Origin of the sequence: Phytohabitans flavus, from assembly GCF_011764545.1 — a bacterium.
GTDB classification, from domain to species: domain Bacteria; phylum Actinomycetota; class Actinomycetes; order Mycobacteriales; family Micromonosporaceae; genus Phytohabitans; species Phytohabitans flavus.
The window spans coordinates 3,133,852-3,154,528 of sequence record NZ_AP022870.1 but is presented as its reverse complement, the minus strand read 5'-3'; the positions used below and the strand labels follow the sequence as shown (position 1 = coordinate 3,154,528).

The window sequence follows — 20,677 nt, the reverse complement described above, 5'->3', positions numbered from 1 at the left end:
GCTAGTACCGCACCGGCTCGTGCACCTTGCGCTCCACCAGCGGCCGCACCAGGTCGGCGCGGAGCAGCGCGCGGGCGCACTCGATCGCGACGCCGCGCGCGTCGTACGTGGTGCGCAGCAGCAGCAGGGACGGCGACCCGGGCGGGTAGTCGAGCAGCTTGGCCTCCTCGGCGGTGAGGAGCACCGGCTCGAACGACTCCACCGCGCGCTCCAGCACGATCCCGTACTCCGTGCGGAGCACCTCGTAGAGGCTGCGATCCGAGAGGTCCACAGTGTCCAGACCGGGCGCCTGGGCGAGCGGCAGCCAGGTGCGCTCGAGCATGAACGGCACGCGATCGGCGAGGCGGAGCCGCTCGATCTCCAGCACCGCGTCGCCGTCCGCACAGCCCAGCTCGCGGGCGATGGACGGGGACGGCGGACCGGCTCGCTCGGCGAGCACCCGGGTGGAGACCGCGCGGCCGGACGCGCGTAGCGACTCGACGATGGAGAAGTGCCCGAGCAGTGACTGCTCCAGCCGGCGCGGCGCGACGAACGTGCCGCGCCCCTGGTGGCGCAGGATCAGCCCGGTGCGCTCCAGCTCGTCGAGTGCCTCGCGCATCGTGGAGCGGCTGACCTCGTGCTGGCGGGCCAGGTCGCGCTCTGCCGGGAGCCGCTCACCCACCCGCCACCGGCCGTCCAGAATCTGTGCCTCCAGCGTCGCGGCGAGCTGCTGAGCCAAGCGCGTAAGCACCCGCACCCCTCAGATGGCAGACCAATTCGACTTATCGCGTGTCGGTGCAGGACGCTACGCCGCCGTGGCTCCGCCCGTCAAGAGCAGCGATTATGTGGCTGCGCAACAGACTGGAAACAAGTTGTTGACCAAGGGTGTGGGCTGTCGTATGGTTCCGGGCGAGACCAATCATGCCAATCGCCATACCAATCGTTGGGGAGCGTCGATGTCGGGTTCGACCCACGTGATCACGGCGGATGTCGTCGTCGTCGGCGCCGGTTCGGCCGGCGCGTCGGCCGCGATCGCCGCGGGCCGGGCCGGGGCCGACGTCCTCCTGGTGGAGAACAACGGCTTCCTCGGCGGCACCAGCACGGCCGTCCTGGACACGTTCTACGGGTTCTTCACGCCCGGTTCGCCGACGCGCAAAGTGGTCGGTGGCATCGGCGACGACGTGCTGGCCGGGCTCCGCGCGCTCGGGCCGGTGGTCTCCCGGCCCAACACGTTCGGCGCCGGCACCGGCATCACGTACCACCCGGACCACCTGAAGGTGGTCTGGGAGCGGCTGGCCTCGGCGGCCGGCGTGCGGGCCCTCCTGCACGCCAAGCTCTTCGCCGCGCGGGCCGGCGGCGGCGAGGTGCGCGCGGCCACGGTCGCCACCAAGCAGGGGGCGTACGAGGTGCGCGCGAAGGTCTTCGTCGACGCCTCCGGCGACGCGGACCTCTGTCACCACGCCGGCATCGGATACGAGCTCGCCGGTGCCGAGGCACCGGCGCAGACCCTCACCACCACGTTCAAGATGGTCAACGTCGACCTGGCGCGCCGGATCGCGACGCCCCGGGCCGAGATCAAGCGATTGATGCGGGAGGCCGCGGCCTCCGGTGAGTACCGGCTGCCGAGGCTGGAGGGCAGCGACCACATCACGCCGGTGGACGGCATGACCGCGACGATCATGACGCGGTTGCCGTCGTACGAGACCCGCGGGTCCACAGTGGTCAACGCGACCGACCCGCTCCTGCTCAGCGCCCGCGAGATCGAGGGACGCGAGCAGGCCCTGGAGTATGTGCGTTTCCTGCGCGACCGGGTGCCCGGCTACGAGTCGGCGAGCCTGGCCTCGTTCAGCAGCCAGATCGGCGTGCGGGAGACCCGCCGCGTGTACGGCGACTACCGGCTGGACCGGGAGGACGTGCTCGGGGCGGTGGAGTTCGAGGACCAGATCGGGCTGTGCGGTGCGCCCATCGAGGACCACCGGGAGGGCACCGACACCGCGTGGGAGTACATCCCGGGCGGCGGCACCGTCGGCATCCCGTACCGCACGCTCCTGCCGAGGGACGCCACCAACGTCCTGGTGGCCGGCCGCTGCTTCTCGGCGACCCACGACGCGCAGGCGTCGGTGCGCTCCATGGCGCAGTGCATGGCGATGGGGCACGCGGCCGGGCTGGCCGCGGCGTCCGCGGTGGCGCACGGCGACGTCCGCAAGGTCGACGTTGCCCGCCTGCGCGACCAGCTACGCGAACAGGGCGCGATCGTCCGCCACGGCGACGCGACCATCCACGAAGGACATCGGAGTTGACAATGAAGCTCGCGTCGCGGCGCATCGCCGCCCTGCTCATACCGTTGTTGCTGGTCACCTCCGCCGCCGCCTGCTCGGGCGACGACGAGAGCGGCGACTCCACCTCGCTCACCCTGCTCACCCCGGCCGCGGCCAGCTCCGCAGGCGGCCAGGTGCTGCGGTCGGTCATTGAGGGCTTCACCACGGAGACCGGCATCCAGGTCCAGGTCGACACCGCCGGTGAAGACCTGCCGACCGTCTTCGAGACCTCGGTCGCGGCCGGGAAGCAGGCGGATATCGTACACATCAACCCGGTCGACAAGCCGCTCACCTGGATCGACAACAGCGTCGTCGTGCCGGTCGAGTCCTACGTGGACGAGTGGGGCCTGCGCGACCGCCTCACCGCGGGCGCCATCGACGAGTGGACCCGCGCGGACGGCAAGATGCAGGGCTTCCCGTTCGAGGGCTACCAGTGGCCGATCTGGTACAACAAGACGCTGCTGGCCAAGGCGGGCATCACCGATCCACCGGCCACTGTGGACCAGCTGCTCGACGCCGCGACGAAGCTCCGGGCGGCCGGCATCCAGCCGATGGCCGTCGGCGGCAACGACTGGACCGGGCAGAAGCTCTTCTTCCAGATCATCCAGTCGTACCTCAGCGCCGACGCGGCCAAAGAGGCGTTCGCCAAGGGCGGCTGGTGCGGCAACCCGTCGCTGATGAAGGGCATCGAGCTGTTCACCTCGCTGCGCGACGCCAAGGTGTTCGGCGACAACGCCGAGGGCTTCACGGCGCAGAGCATGGTGGCCGACTTCTTCGGCAAGAAGGCGGCGATGATGCCGGCCGGCACGTGGGAGTTCGCCCAGGTGCCCAAGGAGATGGTTGGCGACATCGCGCTCGGCGGCATGCCGCTGCCGTCCGGCGCCACCTTCGCCAAGCCCACCGCGTACGAGGGCACCTCCAACGGCTTCTGGGTCAGCCAGAACGGCGCGAAGAAGCTCGACGCGGTGCGCAAGTTCGTCGAGTACATGTACCGGCCGGAGACCGTCGCCACCTTCGTCAAGGACGCCTCGATGATCATGGCGTTGAAGGCGGACGCGTCCACCCTCCCGGACGACCAGCCGCTGCTGAAGGCCGCGCAGGGCGAGCTGCCGACCGCGGTCGACTACGCCGTCCTGCCCGACCGGTATGTCCCGGGCAGCCTGAGCCAGAGTGTGATCCGGGACGCGGCGGTGGCGTTCACCGCCGGAAAGTCGGCGACCGACATCTGCGGCACGTTCGACAAGACGTACAAGGGCTAGCCGGTGACCGCCATGGGGCAACTGGTGCGGCGGGAGGGTCGGGCGACCGGTCCCCTCCCGCCGGCACCGCCGCGCCGGCGGGCGGCGGTCGTGCGGCGCGCGGCCGTGCTGCTCGCCGTGCCGGCCTTCGTCTGGTACCTGGTGTTCCTGGTCGGGCCGCTGGTCAGCGTCTTCTTCTTCAGCCTGACCGACGCCTCCACGCTCATCGCGCCGCGACACCTCGTCGGGCTGGACAACTTCAGCACCGTCCTTACCGACGACGTCTTCTGGACGTCGGCGAAGAACACCGCGATCCAGGTCGGCATCGTCGTCCCGGTCATGGTGGTACTCGGCTTCATGCTCGGCTACTACCTCTTCCTCCGCCCGCCGCTGGCCGGCCTGCTGCGCATCCTCTTCTTCACCTCGGCGCTGCTGTCGGTGGCCACCAAGGCGATGATCTTCTACGCCATCCTCGCCCCGGACGGACTCGTCAACCAGGGTCTTGGCGGCCTCGGCCTGGACGGGCTGCGCAACAACTGGCTGGCCAACCCGGACACGGTGCTGCCGGTCATCATGGCGACCGACCTGTGGGCCGGGGTCGGCTTCCTCGCCGTCCTTTTCAGCGCCCAGCTGACCGCCCTGCCCACCGAGGTCATCGACGCGTCCAAACTGGACGGCTGCGGCAACTGGCGCACCATGTGGTACGTCGCCTTCGGCATGGTGCGCGGCTTCGTCGGCGTGGTCGCGATGCTGCAATACCTGTGGACGCTCTTCCTCTCCGCCACCACCGTGCTGCTGCTGACCCGGGGCGGCCCGGGCACCAGCTCGTTCACACTGTCGTTCCTGGTGTGGAGCAAGGCGTTCCAGCAGTCCGACATCGGGTACAGCCAGGCGGTCGGGGTCATCCTCTTCGTCCTCGGCCTGGCCGGTACCGTCCTCATCCGCCTCGGCCTTCGGAGCAGGACATGAGCGTACGCCGCAAGACCGGTCCGGGCATGCTCGTCAGCCACGTCCTCGTGTGGCTCTACGCGGCCCTGCTCGCACTGCCCCTCTACTACCTGCTCGTGTCGTCGCTGAAGGACAACACCGAGATCTTCTCCAGCGCCTTCGGCCTGCCCAGCAAGTGGCTCTGGCAGAACTACCGGGACGCCTGGGAGTTCGTCTCGCTCGGCCCGCGCTGCTCAACTCCGCGATCGTCACCGGCGCGGCCGAGATCCTGATGGTCGCCGTCGTCGTACCGGCCGCGTACGCGCTGTCCCGTGACGAGGGCTGGATCGGCCGGCTGATCGAGCGGTCGATGGCGCTCGGCTTCCTCATCCCCGGCTTCGCCGCGCTCGTACCGACCGTGCTGCTGGCCATCTCGCTCGGCCTCTACCAGACCCGTACCTTCCTCGTCCTGTACTACGTCGGCACGTCGATCCCCCTCGCGGTCGTGCTGCTGACCCAGTACATGCGGGCGATCCCGCGGGAGCTGGACGACAGCGCGCGGCTGGACGGCGCCGGCCCGTTGCAGGCGCTGGCCCGCATCTACCTGCCGCTCGCCATGCCCGCGGTCTCCACCGTGCTGCTGCTCAACTTCATCAACATCTGGAACGAGTACCTCATCGCGCTTGTCGTCGCCGGACCGTCCGCGGACATCCGCACCGCGCAGGTGGCGCTGCCCACGCTCGTCACCAACGTCTCCGCCCAGTACGGGCTGCTCACCGCCGGCACGGTCATCACCCTGCTGCCGGTGTACGCCGCGTACCTGCTGCTGCGCCGCCGCATGGAGGACGCTCTGCTCTCCGGCGCGCTGAAGGGATAGCCACCGATGGTCGATTTCGGAGCCGCGTTCTACACCGAGTACATGCCGGTCGAACGGCTCGACACCGACCTGGACCTGATGCGCGACGCCGGCTTCACGGTGATCCGGGTCGGCGAGTCGGTCTGGTCCACATGGGAGCCACGGGACGGCGAGTTTGATGTGGACTGGCTCGCCCCGGTGCTCGACGGCGCGCACGCGCGGGGATCGGCGTGGTGCTCGGCACCCCCACGTACGCGGTGCCGCCGTGGCTCCAGCGCAAGGTGCCGGAGATCGCCGCCGAGACGGCCACCGGCCGGCGGATGCCGTGGGGTGCCCGGCAGGAGGTCGACTTCAACCACCCCGCGTACCTCTTCCACGCCGAGCGGGTCATCCGCCGCGTCGTGTCCCGGTACGCATCGCATCCGGCGGTCGTCGGGTACCAGGTGGACAACGAGCCGGGCCTGTACCTGCTCCACAATGGACACGTGTTCGCCCGCTTCGTCGAGGAGCTGCGCGCCGAGTACGGCGACGTGGACACGCTCAACGACCGCTGGGGGCTGACCCACTGGTCCCATCGGCTCGCGCGGTGGGACGAGCTGTGGCCGCCGGACGGCAACCTCGTGCCGCAGTACGACCTGGCCTGGCGGCGCTTCCAGGCCCGGCTGACCGCCGAGTTCATCGGCTGGCAGGCGGGGATCGTGCGGGAGTACGCGCGCACGGATCAGTTCGTCACGACCTGCATCGACTACGCCCGTCCCGCAATGGACGACGAGGCGGTCGCGGCCGGCCTGGACATCGCCTCCGCCAACATCTACTACGCGGCGCAGGACGGGCTCGCGGCCGGCACCGAGGGGAGCCTCGACTGGCCGCCGTCGGGCACCTGGTCGCTGTACTACAACGCGGACCGCGCCTGGTCCACCCGGCAGGCGCCCTACCTCGTGACCGAGACGAACGCGACGTCCGTCGGGCCGGCGTGGCTCAACCAGCCGGGGTACGACGGGCAGTGGCGCCAGGTCGGCTGGGCGCTGGCCGCGCGCGGTGCCCGTTCGGTGCAGTACTGGCACTGGCACACGCTGCACCACGGCCCGGAGGCCTACTGGGGCGGGATCCTGCCGCACAGCCTCGTGCCCGGCCGGGTGTACGAGCAGGTGGCCGCGCTCGGCCGTGACCTGGCCGCGGCCGGCGACGCGCTCGACGGGCTGCGGCCGGACGCCGACGTGGCGTTCGTCCACTCGCTACCGTCCAAATGGGCCTTCGAGTTCGCGCCACCATTGTCCGGAGTGGACGGTGGGCCGGACCGCGCCGCCTACGAGCGGATCACGTCCGCCTCCTACCGTGGCTGGTGGGCGGCGGGCGCGCAGGCACGGTTCGTGCACGGCGGCGACCTGAGCGCCTACCCCGTCGTGGTGGCCGCCGGCCTGTACGTCGCCGACGACGCCACGCTCGACAAGCTCCGTGACTACGCGGTGGCGGGTGGGCATCTCGTACTCGGCCCGCGGACGGGCTACGCGGACAGCGACGGCCGGATCCGGGCCGTGGCAGCGCCCGGACGGCTCGCGGAGGCGGCGGGGCTGACCTACGACGAGTACGCGAACGTCGCCGCACTGCCCGTGCGGGCCGCCGAGGGGTCGCCGCTCGCGCTGCCGCCGGACGCGGCCGGGAGGGCCTGGGTCGAGGGGCTGCGCTGCGCCGGCGCGACGCCGCTGGCCGTCTACGACCATCCGCACTACGGGCGCTGGCCGGCGGTGACGACTGTCGCCTGTGGAGCCGGCCGGATCACGTACGTGGGGACGGTGCCTTCTCCGGCCCTCGCGGAGGCGGTCGCCCGCTGGGCCACGCCGGCGCCGGTTTCCGGCTTTCCCGCCACCGATCCCGTGCACGTCACCAGCGCCGGGCTGGCGGACGGGCGCCGGGCGTGGTTCCTCCACAACTGGTCCGCGAGCGCAGCGACCGTGCCGGTCCCCTTCGACGCCGTCGATCTGTTGACCGGTGAACCGATCAGCGGCGAACTCGAGCTGGGGGAGTGGGACGTGCGGGTGCTGACCAGCCGCTGAGCCGCAGCGTGTTGCGGTAGCTACATACCGTGGGCCTATGGGGCTGCGGACCGGAATGCACTGAACAAGCGTGAGCTGAACAAGCGTGAGCTGGACGAGCTGCGCCTGCGCCGGGCGTGGTGGTGGGCGGCGTTCAGCGCGCCGGCCTGCCACATCGCATGGCTCGTGGCCGCCACCGGCGTCGTGGTGCTGCTGGTGCGCCCGGACGGACTGGGCCTCCACTTGGTGATCGGCGGGACCGCCGTCGCGGTGGGCGCGGCGCTCGTGCGGGCCGCCGCCATGGAGAGGCTCGTCCGCAGCCGGCCGGACGGCGTGCGCTCCGACGTCCGCGAGCGCACCCGCCTACAAGTGCTCCGAGAGACCCGCCGAGACGCCTACCTCGGCCTGGGAGCATTTCTCCGCAGCTTCATCTTCAACTTTTGACCGCCGCCTAGCGCTCGACCCCGCGGACCCGGCAGCGAAGGTCGCTGTCGGCCTATCACGACCCGGGGGTGAGCTTGCCCAACGGCGGAGGGTGAGGCCGCGGGAGCGACGGTCTGGACCACGACGAACGTCGCGGTAGCTCAATTTCCTTGGGTTTGGACCTTTATCCGCGACAGGCCGCCGAGGCCACCCCGACTCCAAAGCTCGCTAGGCGGCTCGGCGGACGACGAACCGCGGCGGCTCGGCCAGGCTCTGGCCCACGACGCAGTAGCGCTCGGTGAGCTGGCCGAGCTTGGCCAATGTGGTGTCGTCGGCGTCGGTGTCGAGCTCGGCGGTGATGACGAGTTGTTGGATGCCGACCGGTGTTTCGCGGGAGACGCCGAGCGTGCCGCGGGCGTCGAACATCGCGTCCGCGCGCAGTGCGGCGCTCCGGATCTCGATGTCCATCACCGTGGCGACGCTGCGCATCGTCACGCCCGCGCAGGCGAGCACCGCTTGGAGAAGCATGTCGCCCGAGCAGGAGTCCGAGCCGTCACCGCCGGTCGCGGGGTGCAGCCCGGCCCGCACCGGACCGGCCCAGCTCGTAACGACGGCGGTGATGCCGTCGGCGGAGAAGTCGCCGCTGGCGTGCAGCGGCGTCACCGCCGTGTCGGGGTCCGTGCGGTACTTCTCTTTCAAGGGCGCCTGGAGCGCGCGCAGGTCGGCAGCATCCACCCGTACAGTCTTGCCTGGACCCTGCCTCCTGGCTAGGGCTCCCGGCGGGCGCGCCAGGTCTGCTGTTTGGCCCGATTGCCGCACACCCGCATCGAGCACCACTTGCCGGATCGCGCGCGCGAGTGATCGTAGAACGCCCAGCGGCAGGTGTCGTTTATGCAGATCTTCAGTCGTGCCCAGGTCGCGTCCGTCATGGCATCGGCGACGATCGTGACGAGCGTACCGAGCGCGCCCTCGACGCCGCCTGCCCGCGGTCGGGCAACCCATCCCAGGTCCGCCGTGATCGATAGCGTGACCTGCGCCCGCGCGGCGACCTGGTTGAGGACCGCGATGGTGTCCGGCGGTATCGGGCCGCCCGAATGGTTGGCGACGAGGGCCTCGCGCAGCGCCTCCCGCAGGGTGCTGGCCTGCCGCACCTGAGCTGCCGTGACCTCGGTGCGCGCGTCGAGAAGCTCGGCCTCCCGCAGCCACCTGGACAGGTCGGGAGGGGTCGCGGTCGCGTCGGTGCCCGCCTCGATGTCGCGGGTGTTGACGAACCGGCGAACCGTCTCCAGACGCCCGGGGGCACTCGAACTCGACGCTGCCACCCGCCGAGCATAACCGTCTTGAGCGGTCAGCGAGGTTACCGTAACCTCCTTGAGCGTGACACAGGTTACGGAGGCTGTCGCTCAGCCGAGGACGGATACCGCGTGGTCCAACCGCGACTTCCGGCGGCTGTGGCTCGGTTCCGCCGTGTCGTCGTTCGGCTCGGAGGTCGCCGAGCTGGCCCTGCCGCTGCTGGCCCTTGTCACGCTGTCCGCGAGCGCCGCCGAGGTCGGCCTGCTGAGGGTCGCGCAGTTCCTGCCGTTCCTGCTGGCCACGCTGCCGCTGGGGTACTCGTCGACCGGCACCACCGATGGCGCCTGCGGTTCATGGTGGGCGCCGACCTCGGCCGATTCGCGCTGATCGCCCTCATCCCGCTCGGGGTCTGGTGCGGTGTCGCCCGGGTCGAATGGCTTTACGTCGTCGTCTTCGCGGCAGGGATCCTTACCGTCCTCTACCAGATCGCCGACTTCGCGTTCCTGCCCAGCCTGGTGCGCACCGATCAGCTCGTCGACGCGAACGGCAAGATCGCCGCCACCCAGTCCGCCAACGAGATCGGCGGACGCGGCATGGCCGGGCTGATCGTCCAGGCGGCCACGGCGCCGGTGGCGGTGGCGGTCAACGCGGTCGCCTTCCTCATCTCGGCGCTCAGCCTGCGCCGGATCCGCATCGAGCAGGCAGCGCGAGCCGACGACGCCGAGATCCAGCCGGTACCGGCGGGTGGGCGATGGCGGGAGACCGTGGCGGGGCTGCGCGTGGCGTTGGGCAACCGCTATGTGCGCGCGCTGCTGGGTGAGGCGACCACGTTCAACCTGTTCAACGAGATGTTCATTCTCGGTCTGATGCTCTATGCCGTGCGCGGCCTCGGCATGGGCGCCGCGACGATCGGACTCGTGTTCACCGCCGGTGGGGTCGGCTCGTTCATCGGCGCGTGGTTCGGCTCGCGGGTCGCTGGGCGGTTCGGCTACGGGCGGGTCCTGCTCGTCACGCTGATCCTGGGCAACACGGCACCGGTCGGGGTCCTGCTGCTGGGGCACGCCGGCGCTGCGGCGCTGGCGCTGCTGTGCGCCGTCTTCGTCGTGATGGGCATCGGCATCGGCATCGCCAACGTGCACGCGGTCAGCCTGCGGCAGACGGCCGTGCCGGAGCGGTTGCGGGGCCGGGTCAACGCCGCGTACAGGCTCATCTCGTGGGGCGCCATGCCGGTGGGCGCCGCGGTCGGCGGCGTGGTGGCCAGCCACGCCGGGGCATGGGCCGCCATGGCGGCCGGCGCCATCGGGATCGCGACCGCGACGCTGTGGGTCGGCTTCTCGGCCGTACCCCGCCTGGTGCGGATCGCCGACGCACGAACCGCGCCATGACGCCGCGACTCTGGCCCTCCCCGTGCCCACCACCGAAGGCGCCCGGCAACCCACCACATAGGACAGAGATCCGAGCTACCGCGATGTCCGCGGTGGTCCGGACCGTCGCTCCCGCGGCCTCACCCTCCGCGCTCCACGACCCCGAGTGGCCACTCTCCCCGACATCGCCCACTGCAGCGCGCGACAGTCGCTCCTTGGAATAGATCGTGGTACCGAGGCGCCCCTGGGACGGCCGTTCCGTACCACGATCTGCCAGACGCAGCCGCGACAGTTCCTCGGGCGCGGGCTTGCCTGTCCCGCTGCCCGCCGCCGGCGCGGGTTTGGATTGTGTAGCGCGGAGGGTGAGGCCGCGGGAGCAGCGGTCTGGACCACCGCGGGCGTCGCGGTAGCTCAGATCTGATTGGTCAGGGTTGTGCCGTGGGCCATGCGGTGAGGGCTAGCTCGGCGGTTTGGTCAGCTCGGCGGCCGTGGCTCCGTCGCGGGCGCGCTGCGACATGCCCTGGATGACCGCGGCGATGTAGGCGGCCAGCGAGCGGGGGTCGGCGCTAGCGGGTAGCTCGCCGGTCTGCCGCGCTGTCCGTAGGCGGGCTTCGAGGGTGGCCAGGTTTTCGTTGCGCAGGTCGCGCAGGTACGTGGCGACCTCGGCGTCCTGGGGGTGACATTGGTGGCCGCGCTGATCGTCAGGCAGCCGGCCGGGTGGGAGGGGTCGGGGTAGATGGCCGCCGCCTCCCGCAGGATGCGGGCGAACGCGTCGTAGGCCGTGGTCTCCTCCGCCAGGGCGACGCCCACGAACGCGCCGACCGGTGAGCGACCGTAGCTGCGCACGACCTCCTGGAACAGGGACTTCTTGTCACCGAAGGCCACATACAAGCTGCCCGGCCTGATGCCCATCGCCTCGGTCAGCTCGCCGATGGAGGTGGCCTCGTAGCCGCGCTCCCAGAACAGCCGGGTGATCGACGCGACGGGCGGTGCCGGCCTGTAAGCCTCCGCTCAGTAGACGTCGCGGCGGTAGCGCTTGTCGGCGGCGAGTTGCTTGACGTAGGCGGCCGCGGCGTCGGGGTGAGCTGGCCGTGGGCGGCGGCGACGTCGCGCAGCGCCTGGTCGACGTCCTTGGCCATGCGGGTGGCGTCGCCGCATACGTAGAGGTACGCGCCGTCCTGTAGCCAGCCCCACAGGTGGGCGCCGTGCTCGCGGATGCGGTCCTGGACGTACACCTTGTTGCGCTGGTCGCGGGAGAAGGCGAGGTCGAGCCGGCGGAGGACGCCTCGTTCGCGCAGCGTGGTCAGCTCGTCGGCGTAGTAGTAGTCGGTGGCCCGGCGTTGCTCGCCGAAGAACAGCCAGTTGGCGCCGCGGGCGCCGCGTGCCGCTCGTTCGCGGAGGAAGGCCAGGAACGGGGCGACACCGGTGCCCGGCCCGATCATGATCATGGGTGTGTCGTCGGCGGGCGGCCGGAAATGCGGGCTCTGCTGGACGAACACCGGTACCGGGCGGTCGGGGTCGGCGTCGGCGAGGAAGGTGGAGCAGACGCCTTTGCGGGTGCGGCCTTGGTGGTTGTCGAAGCGGACTACGGAGACGGTCACGCTGACCTCGTGGGGTTGGTCAGCGGGGTGGAGGAGATCGAGTACAGCCGGGGCTGGAGCCGTTTGAGCACGCTGGCCCACTCGCCGGCGGTGGCCCGCACCGGGTGTTCGCTGATCACGTCGACCGCTTGCCGACCCCAGGTCCATTTGGCCAGCTCGCCGGTGTTGTCCGGCCGCAACAGGGCCTTGAGGTGCGGGTCGGCGGTACGTTCGGCGACGAACCGCAGCAGGTCCGGGCCGATCCGGGTGATGTCGAGGCGGTCGTGCAGCGCCTCGGCCAGCGACATCGTGCCGTGGCCGGTCACCTCGACCCGCTCGTCCGGCCGCAGCCCCGTGACCTTGAGCCATTCGGTGACCACGTCGGGGCAGTTCGTCGGCCAGACGCCGAGCGCGTCGCCGGTCTGGTACGCGAGCGCCCCACCGTCCGTGTCGAACGTGAACTCGCGGACCTCCTTCGCCGACCCGGAGCCGGTAAGCAACCGGTTGCGGGTGAGCCGGGCGAGCAGCGGCCTCGCCCGGGTCGGCGGTCCGGCCGGTGCGCGCGGGAGGTCGCGGGTGGCGGCGTCGCGAGCGCGGCCAGCACGCGGTCGAGCCAGCCGTGGGCGGCGTCGTGGTAGTCGGGTTCGCAGTCCACGCGGGGCGCCAGCCGTACCGCGCCGAGCTCACCGAGCCGGTCGTCGAGGCGGCGGCCGTGGCCGCAGAAGTCCGCGTAGCTGGAGTCGCCGAAGGCCAGGACCGCGTAGCGGCGGCCGTCCAGGCGGGGCGGGTCGGGCTGCTGGAGCGCCTGCCAGAAGTCGGCGCCGTTGTCCGGTGCGTCGCCGTCCCCGAACGTGCTGGTGACCACGAGCAGGTCGCCCGGGTGGGCAAGGACGTCCGCGGGCGGGTCGGCCATGCTGCGTACGGCCGGCTGCCAGCCGGCGTCGACAAGGCGGCGGGCGACGGTGGCGGCGAACTCCTCGGCGTTGCCGGTCTGCGAGGCCCACAGCACGTGGATCGGCCGACCCGGTGGGGAGCAGCGGGCGAGGCCACGGCCCGCGAGTACATGCCGGCGAGGAGGCCGTTGACCCACAGCGCGCGGGCCGGATCGAGCGGGGCGGAGGGCGGCAGCGCCGGGACGCCTTCCACAACGCTGGGCAGCGCGGCGAGGAACCCGGCCAGGTAGTAGCGCTCCGGCTCGGTGAACGCAGGCGGCCCGATGTCCTCGACCTTGAGTAGCGCGGCCAGCGAGCCTTCCGGGCCCGCAGCGGCTTCGGGCGCCGGTGCTGCGACCTTCGTCAGCGTGACCGCGCACGCCTTCAGCTCCGGTTGGAAGGAGATCGGGTCGACCGCGTCGTTCGTGACCGCGTTGACGGCCAGGTACTCGCCGAAGATGTCGTTCCAGTGGAACGGCGCGAACAGGTCGCCGGGGCGCACCCGGTCGGTGACGACGGCGGGCAGGACCGCCCGGCCGCGGCGCGAGCCGATCTCGACCTGGTCGCCGTCGACGACACCGAGGCGCTCGGCGTCCCGCGGGTGGAGCTCCACGAACGGGCCCGGGTTGAGCCGGTTGAGCTTGGCGACCTTCCCGGTCTTCGTCAGCGTGTGCCACTGGTGCGGCAGCCGGCCCGTATTCAGCAGGAACGGGTAGTCGTCGTCGGGCATCTCCTTCGGCGGCATGTGCGGCCGGGCGTGGAAGACCGCCCGGCCCGACGCGGTCGGAAACACGAGACCGTCGCCGGCGCGGTACCGGATCGGGTTGCGGTCACCGGCGCCGGGCGGTGCGGGCCACTGCACCGGGTTGGCGCGCAACCGCTCGTACGTCACGCCCCGCAGGTCGTACCCGGTCTGCGGGTTCCAGAAGCGTTTGACCTCGGCGAAGACGTCCTCGGCGGTGGCGTAGTCGAACGCCTCGGCGTACCCCATCTCCGCGGCAACCCGCGCGATCAGCGCCCAGTCGGGCAGCGCCTGTCCGGGCGGGTCCTGCACCTGCCGGGCCAGCGTGAGGTTGCGCTCGGAGTTGATCATGACGCCGTCGGTCTCGGACCACATCGCCGCCGGCAGCATGATGTCGGCGTACGCGTTGGTCTCGGTGTCGGCGTAGGCGTCCTGGGTGATGACGAGCTCGGCCGCCTCCAAGCCTTCGATGACGGTCCGGCGGTTGCCGACCGAGGCGACCGGGTTGGTGCAGATGATCCAGCACGCCTTGATCTCGCCGGCGGCCATCCGGGCGAACATGTCGACCGTGCCCCGCCCGACCTCGGTACGCAGCGTGCCGGCCGGCAGGCCCCACGCCTCTTCCGTGAACGCGCGGTCCCGCTCGACCAGCACTGACCGCTGTCCGGGCAGGCCGGGGCCCATGTAGCCCATCTCGCGGCCGCCCATCGCGTTCGGCTGCCCGGTGAGCGAGAACGGTCCGCTGCCGCTCCGGCAGATCGCGCCGGTGGCCAGGTGCAGGTTGCACAAGGCGTTGGTGTTCCAGGTGCCGTGGGTGCTCTGGTTGAGGCCCATCGTCCAGCAGCTCATCCAGTTCTTCGCGGTGCCGATCCACTCGGCGGCGCGGCGGATGTCCGCCTCCCGCAGGCCGGTGATCTCCGCGACCCGGTCCAGCGGATAGTCGGCCAGGAAGTCCGGCATCGCCGGCCAGCCCTCGGTGTACGCGTCGATGAACTCCTCGTCGATGCGCCCGTCCGCGACCAGCAGGTGCAGCAGGCCGTTGAGCAGTGCCAGGTCGGTGCCGGGCCGGATCGGCAGGTACAGGTCGGCCTTGTCGGCGGTGGCGTTGCGGCGCGGGTCCACCACGATCAGCTTCGCGCCGGCCTTGAGCCGGTCCAGCAGGCGCAGGAACAGGATGGGGTGGCAGTCGGCCATGTTCGCGCCGATGACCAGGAAGACGTCGGCGTGGTCGAAGTCGTCGTACGAGCCGGGCGGGCCGTCCGCGCCCAGCGACAGCTTGTAGCCGGAGCCGGCGCTCGCCATGCACAGCCGCGAGTTCGACTCGATCTGGTTGGTGCCGACGAAGCCCTTGGCGAGCTTGTTCGCCAGGTACTGCGCTTCGAGCGTCATCTGCCCGGACACGTAGAACGCGACCGCGTCCGGCCCGTGTTCGTCGACGATCCGCCGCAGCCGCCGCGCAGTGTACGAGATCGCATCGTCGACCGCCATGTCGGCCGGTGCGGCGCCGCGCTCGGCCCGCACCCTGGCCGTCGCCAGCCGGCCCGGCGCGGCCAGCATGTCCGCACTTGTCGCGCCCTTGGTGCAGAGCCGGCCGCCGTTCGCCGGATGCGCGCGGTCGCCGGCGACGCTCAACACCCGGCGGCGCCCGTCCGGGCCCGCGCCGACCGTGAGCAGCATCCCGCAGCCGACCCCGCAGTAGGAACACGCCGTGCGGGCCTGCGTGCTGCCGTCGCCCACCGGCGCCACCCTCCGCGTGTCCGTTCGCCCAGGCACGCCGACGGTAGGAGCCTGGAGTTACGTGGCCGTCACGCCCTTTCGGCACCGATGGTTACGAGGCCCCACAAACCCGGTTCGGCCGGTGTGAGGTGGATGCCGTCACAGAGAGAGTGGACTCTAGGTAAATCCTTAGTGTTGTCTGCCTAGGATGCGTCCATGTCGTCCATCGGGTTTCCGCGTGCCGTGGACTTTCCAGCCGCGACGGCCGAGCAGTGGCGGCGGGCGGCGCTGGGGGTGCTCCAGAAGACCGGCGCGGCGGGCGAGCACGCGACCCTGGACGCGGTCGACGAGCTGCTGACGACGACGAGCTACGACGGCGTACGGTCGGCGCCGCTGCACACCCGCGCCGAGGCTGTGCCCGAGACCGGCCTGCCGGGCCTGTTCCCGTTCACGAGAGGTGGGCGGGCGTCCGGCTCGGTGGTGGCGGGCTGGGACGTACGGCAGTGGCACGCCGACCCCGATCCGAAGCTCACGAACGAGGCGATCCGCGCCGACCTGGAAAACGGCGCCACCTCCCTGTGGCTGGCGCTCGGCGAGGGCGCGCTCGCCGTCGAGGCGCTGCCGGAGGCGCTCGACGGGGTCTACCTCGACCTGGTCGGGGTGGTGCTGGACGCCGGCGGCGGCGCGTTGGCGGCCGCGGATGCCTGGTTTGCCCTGACGGAGGGTAGCGGCGTCGCGGCCCCCGAGATCTCCGGAAACCTGGGCCTGGACCCGCTGGGCTGGTCCGCGCGGACCGGTGACCGGCCGCCGGTGGAGCTGCCCGCGATCGCGGCGCTGGCTCGCCGGTGCGCGGCGGGATATCCACGGCTGCGGGCGGTCACGGTGGATGCGACCGTCTACCACGAGGCGGGCGGCGGCGACGCGCAGGAGCTTGGCTGCGCCGTGGCGGCGGGAGTGGCCTACCTGCGGGCGTTGACCGACGCGGGGATAGACGTCGCGACCGCGTTCGGCCAGCTGGAATTCCGGTACGCGGCCACGGCCGACCAGTTCGGCACGATCGCGAAGCTGCGCGCGGCCCGCCGGGTCTGGTCCAGAGTCGCCGAGCTGTGCGGTGTCCCGGACGCCGGGGCGCAGCGGCAGCACGCGGTCACCTCGGCGGCGATGATGACCGCCCGCGACCCGTGGGTCAACATGCTGCGCGGCACCCTCGCGTGTTTCGCGGCGGGCGTCGGCGGCGCGGACGCGGTGACGGTACGGCCGTTCGACGAGCGGCTGGGCCTGCCCGACGGCTTCTCCCGGCGGATCGCCCGCAACACCCAGGCGCTGCTGCTGGAGGAGGCACACGTGGGCCGGGTCGTCGACCCGGCCGGTGGCTCCTGGTACGTCGAGCGGCTCACCGAGGACACCGCCCAGGCGGCCTGGGACTGGTTCACCGAGATCGAGCGGGCCGGCGGGATGGCCACGGCGCTCGCCGGCGGGCTTGTCGCAGACCGGCTCGCGCAGACCTGGGAGCGGCGGGCCGAGGGGGTCGCCCACCGGCGTGACCCGATCACGGGCGTCAGCGAGTTCCCCCACCTGGACGAGCGCCTGCCCGAGCGCCTGCCGAGGTGGCCGCCGCTGCGCCGCGTGGCCTGCCGCGGCACCACTACGCGGAGGCGTTCGAGCGGCTGCGGGACCGCAGCGACGCGTACACCGCCGCGACCGGCAGCCGGCCCACGGTGTTCCTGGGGACGCTGGGACCGGCCGCGGCGTACACGGCGCGGGCCACGTTCGCCGCGAACCTTTTCGCCGCCGGCGGCATCGCCACCGTGACCGGCGCCGCTGATACCGCCGAGGCGTTCGCCGCCAGCGGCGCGCCGGTCGCCTGCCTGTGCTCGTCCGACCGGGTGTACGCGGATGGCGCGGCGCCGGCCGCCGCCGCGCTGGCCGCCGCCGGTGCGCGCCGGATCTGGCTGGCCGGGCGGCCGGGTGGGTACGACGGTGTGGACAGCTATCTGTACAGCGGGTGCGACGCGGTCGAGGTGCTGGAGACGACGTTGCGCGACTTGGAGGTGCCGTGATGATCCCGGACTTCTCGTCGGCGGTGCTCGGCGAGGCGACCGCCGTCACCGACATCTCCCGGTGGAACGCCGCGGTCCAGGCCGAGACCGGCAAGGACGCCGACGAGTTCGCCTGGCAGACGCCGGAGGGGATCACGGTCCCGCCGCTGTACACGGGCGGCGATCTCGCGGACCTCGAGTTCCTGGACACCCTTCCGGGCATCGCGCCGTTCCTGCGCGGGCCGTACCCGACGATGTACACCACGCAGCCGTGGACCATCCGCCAGTACGCCGGGTTCTCGACGGCCGAGGAGTCGAACGCGTTCTACCGGCGCAACCTCGCCGGCGGGCAGAAGGGGCTGTCGATCGCGTTCGACCTGCCCACACACCGGGGGTACGACTCGGACCACCCGCGGGTGGCCGGCGACGTGGGCATGGCCGGCGTGGCCATCGACTCCATCTACGACATGCGGCAGCTCTTCGACGGCATCCCGCTGGACCGGATGAGCGTGTCGATGACCATGAACGGCGCGGTGCTGCCCGTGCTGGCGCTCTACATCGTGGCCGCCGAGGAGCAGGGGTGGCACCGGAGCAGCTGTCCGGGACCATCCAGAACGACATCCTCAAAGAGTTCATGGTCCGCAACACGTACATCTACCCGCCGCAGCCGTCGATGCGGATCATCTCCGACATCTTCGCGTACACCTCGCAGAAGATGCCGCGCTTCAACTCGATCTCCATCTCCGGCTACCACATCCAGGAAGCGGGGGCGACCGCCGACCTGGAGCTCGCCTACACGCTCGCGGACGGTGTGGAGTACCTGCGCGCCGGCCGCGACGCCGGTCTTTCCATCGACTCGTTCGCGCCCCGGCTGTCGTTCTTCTGGGCGATCGGCATGAACTTCTTCATGGAGGTCGCCAAGCTGCGCGCGGCCCGGCTGCTCTGGGCCCGGCTGGTCCGCGAGTTCGGGGCGACGAACCCGAAGTCGCTGAGCCTGCGGGCGCACTGCCAGACCTCCGGCTGGTCGCTGACCGCGCAGGACGTCTTCAACAACGTGGTACGCACCTGCGTCGAGGCGATGGCCGCCACCCAGGGGCACACCCAGTCGCTGCACACGAACGCGCTGGACGAGGCCCTCGCCCTGCCCACCGACTTCTCCGCCCGGATCGCCCGAAACACGCAGCTCGTGCTCCAGCAGGAGTCGGGTACCACCCGGGCGATCGACCCCTGGGGCGGCAGCGCATACGTCGAGCGGCTCACCCACGATCTGGCGACGCGGGCGTGGGAGCACATCACCGAGGTCGAGGCCGCCGGCGGGATGGCCCGCGCGATCGACGAGGGCATCCCCAAGCTCCGCGTCGAGGAGGCCGCCGCCCGTACCCAGGCCCGGATCGACTCCGGCCGGCAGCCGGTGATCGGCGTCAACAAGTACCGTCCCGACGCCGACCAGCCGATCGACGTGCTGAAGGTGGACAACGGCGCGGTCCGGGCCCAGCAGGTGGAGAAGCTGCGCCGCCTCCGCGCCGAACGTGACGAGCCGGCCTGCGCCGCCGCGCTGGACGCGCTCACCCGGGCCGCCGGCGCGGCGCTGGACGGTTCGCGCGGGCCGGGCCTGGAGCAGAACCTGCTCGCCACGGCCATCGACGCCGCGCGGGCGAAGGCGACCGTCGGCGAGATCTCCGACGCGCTGGAGAAGGTGTACGGCCGGCACGCGGCCCGCATCCGTACGCTCACCGGTGTGTACCGCGACGAGGCCGGCCCGAGTACCAACATCGACAAGGTGCGTGCGGCCGCCGCCGCTTTCGCCGCCGCCGAAGGGCGCCAGCCGCGCATCCTCGTCGCCAAGATGGGGCAGGACGGGCACGACCGAGGTCAGAAGGTCATCGCGACAGCCTTCGCCGACCTCGGCTTCGACGTCGACGTCGGGCCGCTCTTCCAGACTCCGGGCGAGGTGGCTCGGCAGGCCGTCGAGGCCGACGTGCACATCGTCGGCGTCTCCAGCCTCGCCGCCGGGCACCTGACGCTCGTGCCGGCCCTACGGGACGAGCTCGCCGCCCTCGGCCGCGACGACATCATGGTCATCGTCGGGGGAGTGATACCGCCCGGCGACTTCGAGGCCCTGAAGGCCGCTGGTGCCGCCGCCATCTTCCCGCCCGGTACCGTGATCGCGGACGCGGCGCTCGACCTGCTGGCCCAGCTGTCTGACCGGCTCGGCCACCCGGCCACATGACCGTCGGTCGCGCTGTCGACGTCGAGGAGTACGCCGCCGGAGTGCGATCGGGTTCGCGGGCCTGGATCGGGCGCGCGATCACGCTTGTCGAGTCGACGAGGCCCGACCACCGTGCGCTGGCCCAGCGCCTGCTTGTCGCCCTCGGTCCGGCCCCGACCGGCACCCGGCGGATCGGCGTCACGGGGGTACCGGGTGTCGGCAAGTCCACCTTCGTCGACGCGCTCGGCAGCCAGCTCACCGCCGCCGGTCACCGGGTGGCGGTCCTGGCCGTCGACCCGTCCTCCACCCGTACCGGCGGCAGCATCCTCGGCGACAAGACCCGGATGTCACGGCTGGCCGTCGATCCACAGGCGTTCGTCCGCCCGTCCCCGACCGCCGGCACGCTCGGCGGAGTCGCGAACGCCACCCGCGAGGCCATCGTGGTCGTCGAAGCCGCCGGCTACGACGTCGTGATCGTGGAGACGGTCGGCGTCGGGCAGTCGGAGACCACGGTCGCCGACATGGTCGACACCTTCCTGCTGCTCGCCCTCGCCCGCACCGGCGACCAGCTACAGGGCATCAAGAAGGGCGTGCTCGAAATCGCCGACGTGATCGCCGTGAACAAGGCCGACGGCCCGCACGCCGCGGACGCCCGCCGGGCCGCACGCGAGCTGGGCGGAGCCCTCCGGCTGCTGCGCGGGTCCGACGGCGCCTGGCAGCCACCGGTCGTCACCTGTAGCGCGCTGGACGGCACCGGCCTGGACGACGTATGGCAGCACCTGGTCCGCCACCAGGACACGCTCGCCGCCTCGGGCGAGCTGGACCGGCGCCGCCGAAGCCAGCAGATCGACTGGATCTGGGCCACGGTGCGCCGGAACCTGCTCGACCGCCTGCGTACCGATCCCGCGGTCTCGGCATTGAGCCCGCGGATCGAGCGCGAGGTGCTGGACGGCAGCCTCACACCGGCGGTGGCCGCCGACCGGATCCTGGCCGCCTTCACCGAGGGACTCGGCCAGGACCCGCGCTGA

The 20,677-nt window shown here is 71.6% G+C and carries 17 protein-coding genes and 5 pseudogenes; 14 read left to right on the top strand and 8 right to left on the bottom strand.

The genetic code is table 11. The features are described from left to right. Position 1 precedes the first annotated feature (1 nt). Positions 2-736, bottom strand: a complete 735-nt coding sequence (locus tag Pflav_RS13745) for a GntR family transcriptional regulator (RefSeq protein WP_173036517.1) — start codon at positions 734-736, stop codon at positions 2-4. Between the two features lie 199 nt (positions 737-935). Here Pflav_RS13745 and Pflav_RS13740 point away from each other — a divergent pair, with 199 nt between their 5' ends. From Pflav_RS13740 to Pflav_RS13715, 8 genes and pseudogenes are all read left to right on the top strand, one after another. After that, the gene (locus Pflav_RS13740) at positions 936-2,279 is read left to right on the top strand and encodes an FAD-dependent oxidoreductase (RefSeq protein WP_173036516.1); all 1,344 of its coding nucleotides are present in this window, start codon (positions 936-938) and stop codon (positions 2,277-2,279) included. Between the two features lie 2 nt (positions 2,280-2,281). Next, entirely contained in the window at positions 2,282-3,556 is a 1,275-nt protein-coding gene (locus tag Pflav_RS13735; RefSeq protein ID WP_173036515.1) for an ABC transporter substrate-binding protein, read from the top strand. 12 nt (positions 3,557-3,568) lie between these two features. After that, positions 3,569-4,504, top strand: coding sequence for a carbohydrate ABC transporter permease (locus Pflav_RS13730; RefSeq protein ID WP_173036514.1), 936 nt, complete (start codon positions 3,569-3,571; stop codon positions 4,502-4,504). After that, positions 4,501-4,755: a hypothetical protein gene (locus Pflav_RS45455; protein ID WP_232071374.1), complete on the top strand. Its 255-nt coding sequence runs from the start codon at positions 4,501-4,503 to the stop codon at positions 4,753-4,755. Before Pflav_RS13730 ends, Pflav_RS45455 begins: the two co-directional genes overlap by 4 nt. Beyond that, positions 4,755-5,339: a carbohydrate ABC transporter permease gene (locus tag Pflav_RS13725; protein ID WP_232071372.1), complete on the top strand. Its 585-nt coding sequence runs from the start codon at positions 4,755-4,757 to the stop codon at positions 5,337-5,339. Before Pflav_RS45455 ends, Pflav_RS13725 begins: the two co-directional genes overlap by 1 nt. A 6-nt stretch (positions 5,340-5,345) precedes the next feature. Next, positions 5,346-6,433: pseudogene (locus Pflav_RS48685) on the top strand (beta-galactosidase); the annotation flags it as partial. 9 nt (positions 6,434-6,442) lie between these two features. Next, entirely contained in the window at positions 6,443-7,372 is a 930-nt protein-coding gene (locus Pflav_RS48680; RefSeq protein ID WP_415624381.1) for a beta-galactosidase, read from the top strand. A gap of 165 nt (positions 7,373-7,537) precedes the next feature. After that, a complete protein-coding gene (locus tag Pflav_RS13715) occupies positions 7,538-7,795 on the top strand; it encodes a hypothetical protein (protein WP_173036513.1) in 258 nt (85 codons plus the stop codon). Between the two features lie 207 nt (positions 7,796-8,002). Here Pflav_RS13715 and Pflav_RS13710 read toward each other — a convergent pair whose 3' ends face one another. Next, entirely contained in the window at positions 8,003-8,509 is a 507-nt protein-coding gene (locus Pflav_RS13710) for an OsmC family protein (protein WP_173036512.1), read from the bottom strand. Between the two features lie 32 nt (positions 8,510-8,541). Continuing rightward, positions 8,542-9,096 carry a CGNR zinc finger domain-containing protein gene (locus Pflav_RS13705; protein WP_173036511.1) on the bottom strand — a complete coding sequence of 185 codons (555 nt, stop codon included), beginning with the start codon at positions 9,094-9,096 and terminating at the stop codon, positions 8,542-8,544. Between the two features lie 55 nt (positions 9,097-9,151). On the opposite strand from Pflav_RS13705, the gene Pflav_RS45450 reads away from it, so the two are divergent. After that, positions 9,152-9,454 (top strand): MFS transporter, encoded by a 303-nt coding sequence (locus Pflav_RS45450; RefSeq protein WP_232071368.1) that lies wholly within the window; start codon positions 9,152-9,154, stop codon positions 9,452-9,454. Next, positions 9,421-10,452 (top strand): MFS transporter, encoded by a 1,032-nt coding sequence (locus Pflav_RS13700; RefSeq protein WP_232071366.1) that lies wholly within the window; start codon positions 9,421-9,423, stop codon positions 10,450-10,452. Before Pflav_RS45450 ends, Pflav_RS13700 begins: the two co-directional genes overlap by 34 nt. A gap of 436 nt (positions 10,453-10,888) precedes the next feature. On the opposite strand, the gene Pflav_RS48675 is transcribed toward Pflav_RS13700, so the two are convergent. The 5 genes and pseudogenes from Pflav_RS48675 to Pflav_RS45430 all read right to left on the bottom strand — a co-directional run. After that, positions 10,889-11,056 (bottom strand): TetR family transcriptional regulator C-terminal domain-containing protein, encoded by a 168-nt coding sequence (locus Pflav_RS48675; protein WP_415624380.1) that lies wholly within the window; start codon positions 11,054-11,056, stop codon positions 10,889-10,891. 295 nt (positions 11,057-11,351) lie between these two features. Continuing rightward, positions 11,352-11,813, bottom strand: a pseudogene (locus Pflav_RS45445) (hypothetical protein); the annotation flags it as partial. A 215-nt stretch (positions 11,814-12,028) separates the two neighbouring features. Continuing rightward, entirely contained in the window at positions 12,029-12,511 is a 483-nt protein-coding gene (locus Pflav_RS45440; protein ID WP_232072670.1) for a flavodoxin domain-containing protein, read from the bottom strand. Between the two features lie 179 nt (positions 12,512-12,690). Continuing rightward, positions 12,691-13,020, bottom strand: a pseudogene (locus Pflav_RS45435) (flavodoxin domain-containing protein); the annotation flags it as partial. A gap of 356 nt (positions 13,021-13,376) precedes the next feature. Then, positions 13,377-15,362 (bottom strand): annotated as a pseudogene (locus Pflav_RS45430) (molybdopterin oxidoreductase family protein); the annotation flags it as partial. A gap of 255 nt (positions 15,363-15,617) precedes the next feature. Here Pflav_RS45430 and Pflav_RS13685 point away from each other — a divergent pair. The 4 genes and pseudogenes from Pflav_RS13685 to meaB all read left to right on the top strand — a co-directional run bounded on the left by Pflav_RS13685 (position 15,618) and on the right by meaB (position 20,677). Beyond that, positions 15,618-17,213 (top strand): methylmalonyl-CoA mutase subunit beta, encoded by a 1,596-nt coding sequence (locus Pflav_RS13685; protein WP_197938434.1) that lies wholly within the window; start codon positions 15,618-15,620, stop codon positions 17,211-17,213. Further along, a complete protein-coding gene (locus Pflav_RS43550) occupies positions 17,210-17,461 on the top strand; it encodes a hypothetical protein (RefSeq protein WP_197938432.1) in 252 nt (83 codons plus the stop codon). Before Pflav_RS13685 ends, Pflav_RS43550 begins: the two co-directional genes overlap by 4 nt. Beyond that, positions 17,461-19,670 (top strand): annotated as a pseudogene (gene scpA, locus Pflav_RS13680) (methylmalonyl-CoA mutase). Before Pflav_RS43550 ends, scpA begins: the two are co-directional and overlap by 1 nt. Continuing rightward, complete coding sequence (meaB, locus tag Pflav_RS13675; protein ID WP_173036509.1) at positions 19,667-20,677, top strand: methylmalonyl Co-A mutase-associated GTPase MeaB; 1,011 nt, start codon at positions 19,667-19,669, stop codon at positions 20,675-20,677. Before scpA ends, meaB begins: the two are co-directional and overlap by 4 nt.

What these genes read in the sequence shown, in the direction of transcription:
- Pflav_RS13700 (WP_232071366.1), top strand. Translation starts at nt 9,421, where the DNA reads ATGGTGGGCGCCGACCTCGGCCGATTCGCGCTGATCGCCCTCATCCCG.
- Pflav_RS13730 (WP_173036514.1), top strand. Translation starts at nt 3,569, where the DNA reads ATGGGGCAACTGGTGCGGCGGGAGGGTCGGGCGACCGGTCCCCTCCCG.
- Pflav_RS13685 (WP_197938434.1), top strand. Translation starts at nt 15,618, where the DNA reads ATGTCGTCCATCGGGTTTCCGCGTGCCGTGGACTTTCCAGCCGCGACG.
- Pflav_RS45455 (WP_232071374.1), top strand. Translation starts at nt 4,501, where the DNA reads ATGAGCGTACGCCGCAAGACCGGTCCGGGCATGCTCGTCAGCCACGTC.
- Pflav_RS13735 (WP_173036515.1), top strand. Translation starts at nt 2,282, where the DNA reads ATGAAGCTCGCGTCGCGGCGCATCGCCGCCCTGCTCATACCGTTGTTG.
- Pflav_RS13740 (WP_173036516.1), top strand. Translation starts at nt 936, where the DNA reads ATGTCGGGTTCGACCCACGTGATCACGGCGGATGTCGTCGTCGTCGGC.
- meaB (WP_173036509.1), top strand. Translation starts at nt 19,667, where the DNA reads ATGACCGTCGGTCGCGCTGTCGACGTCGAGGAGTACGCCGCCGGAGTG.
- Pflav_RS13725 (WP_232071372.1), top strand. Translation starts at nt 4,755, where the DNA reads ATGGTCGCCGTCGTCGTACCGGCCGCGTACGCGCTGTCCCGTGACGAG.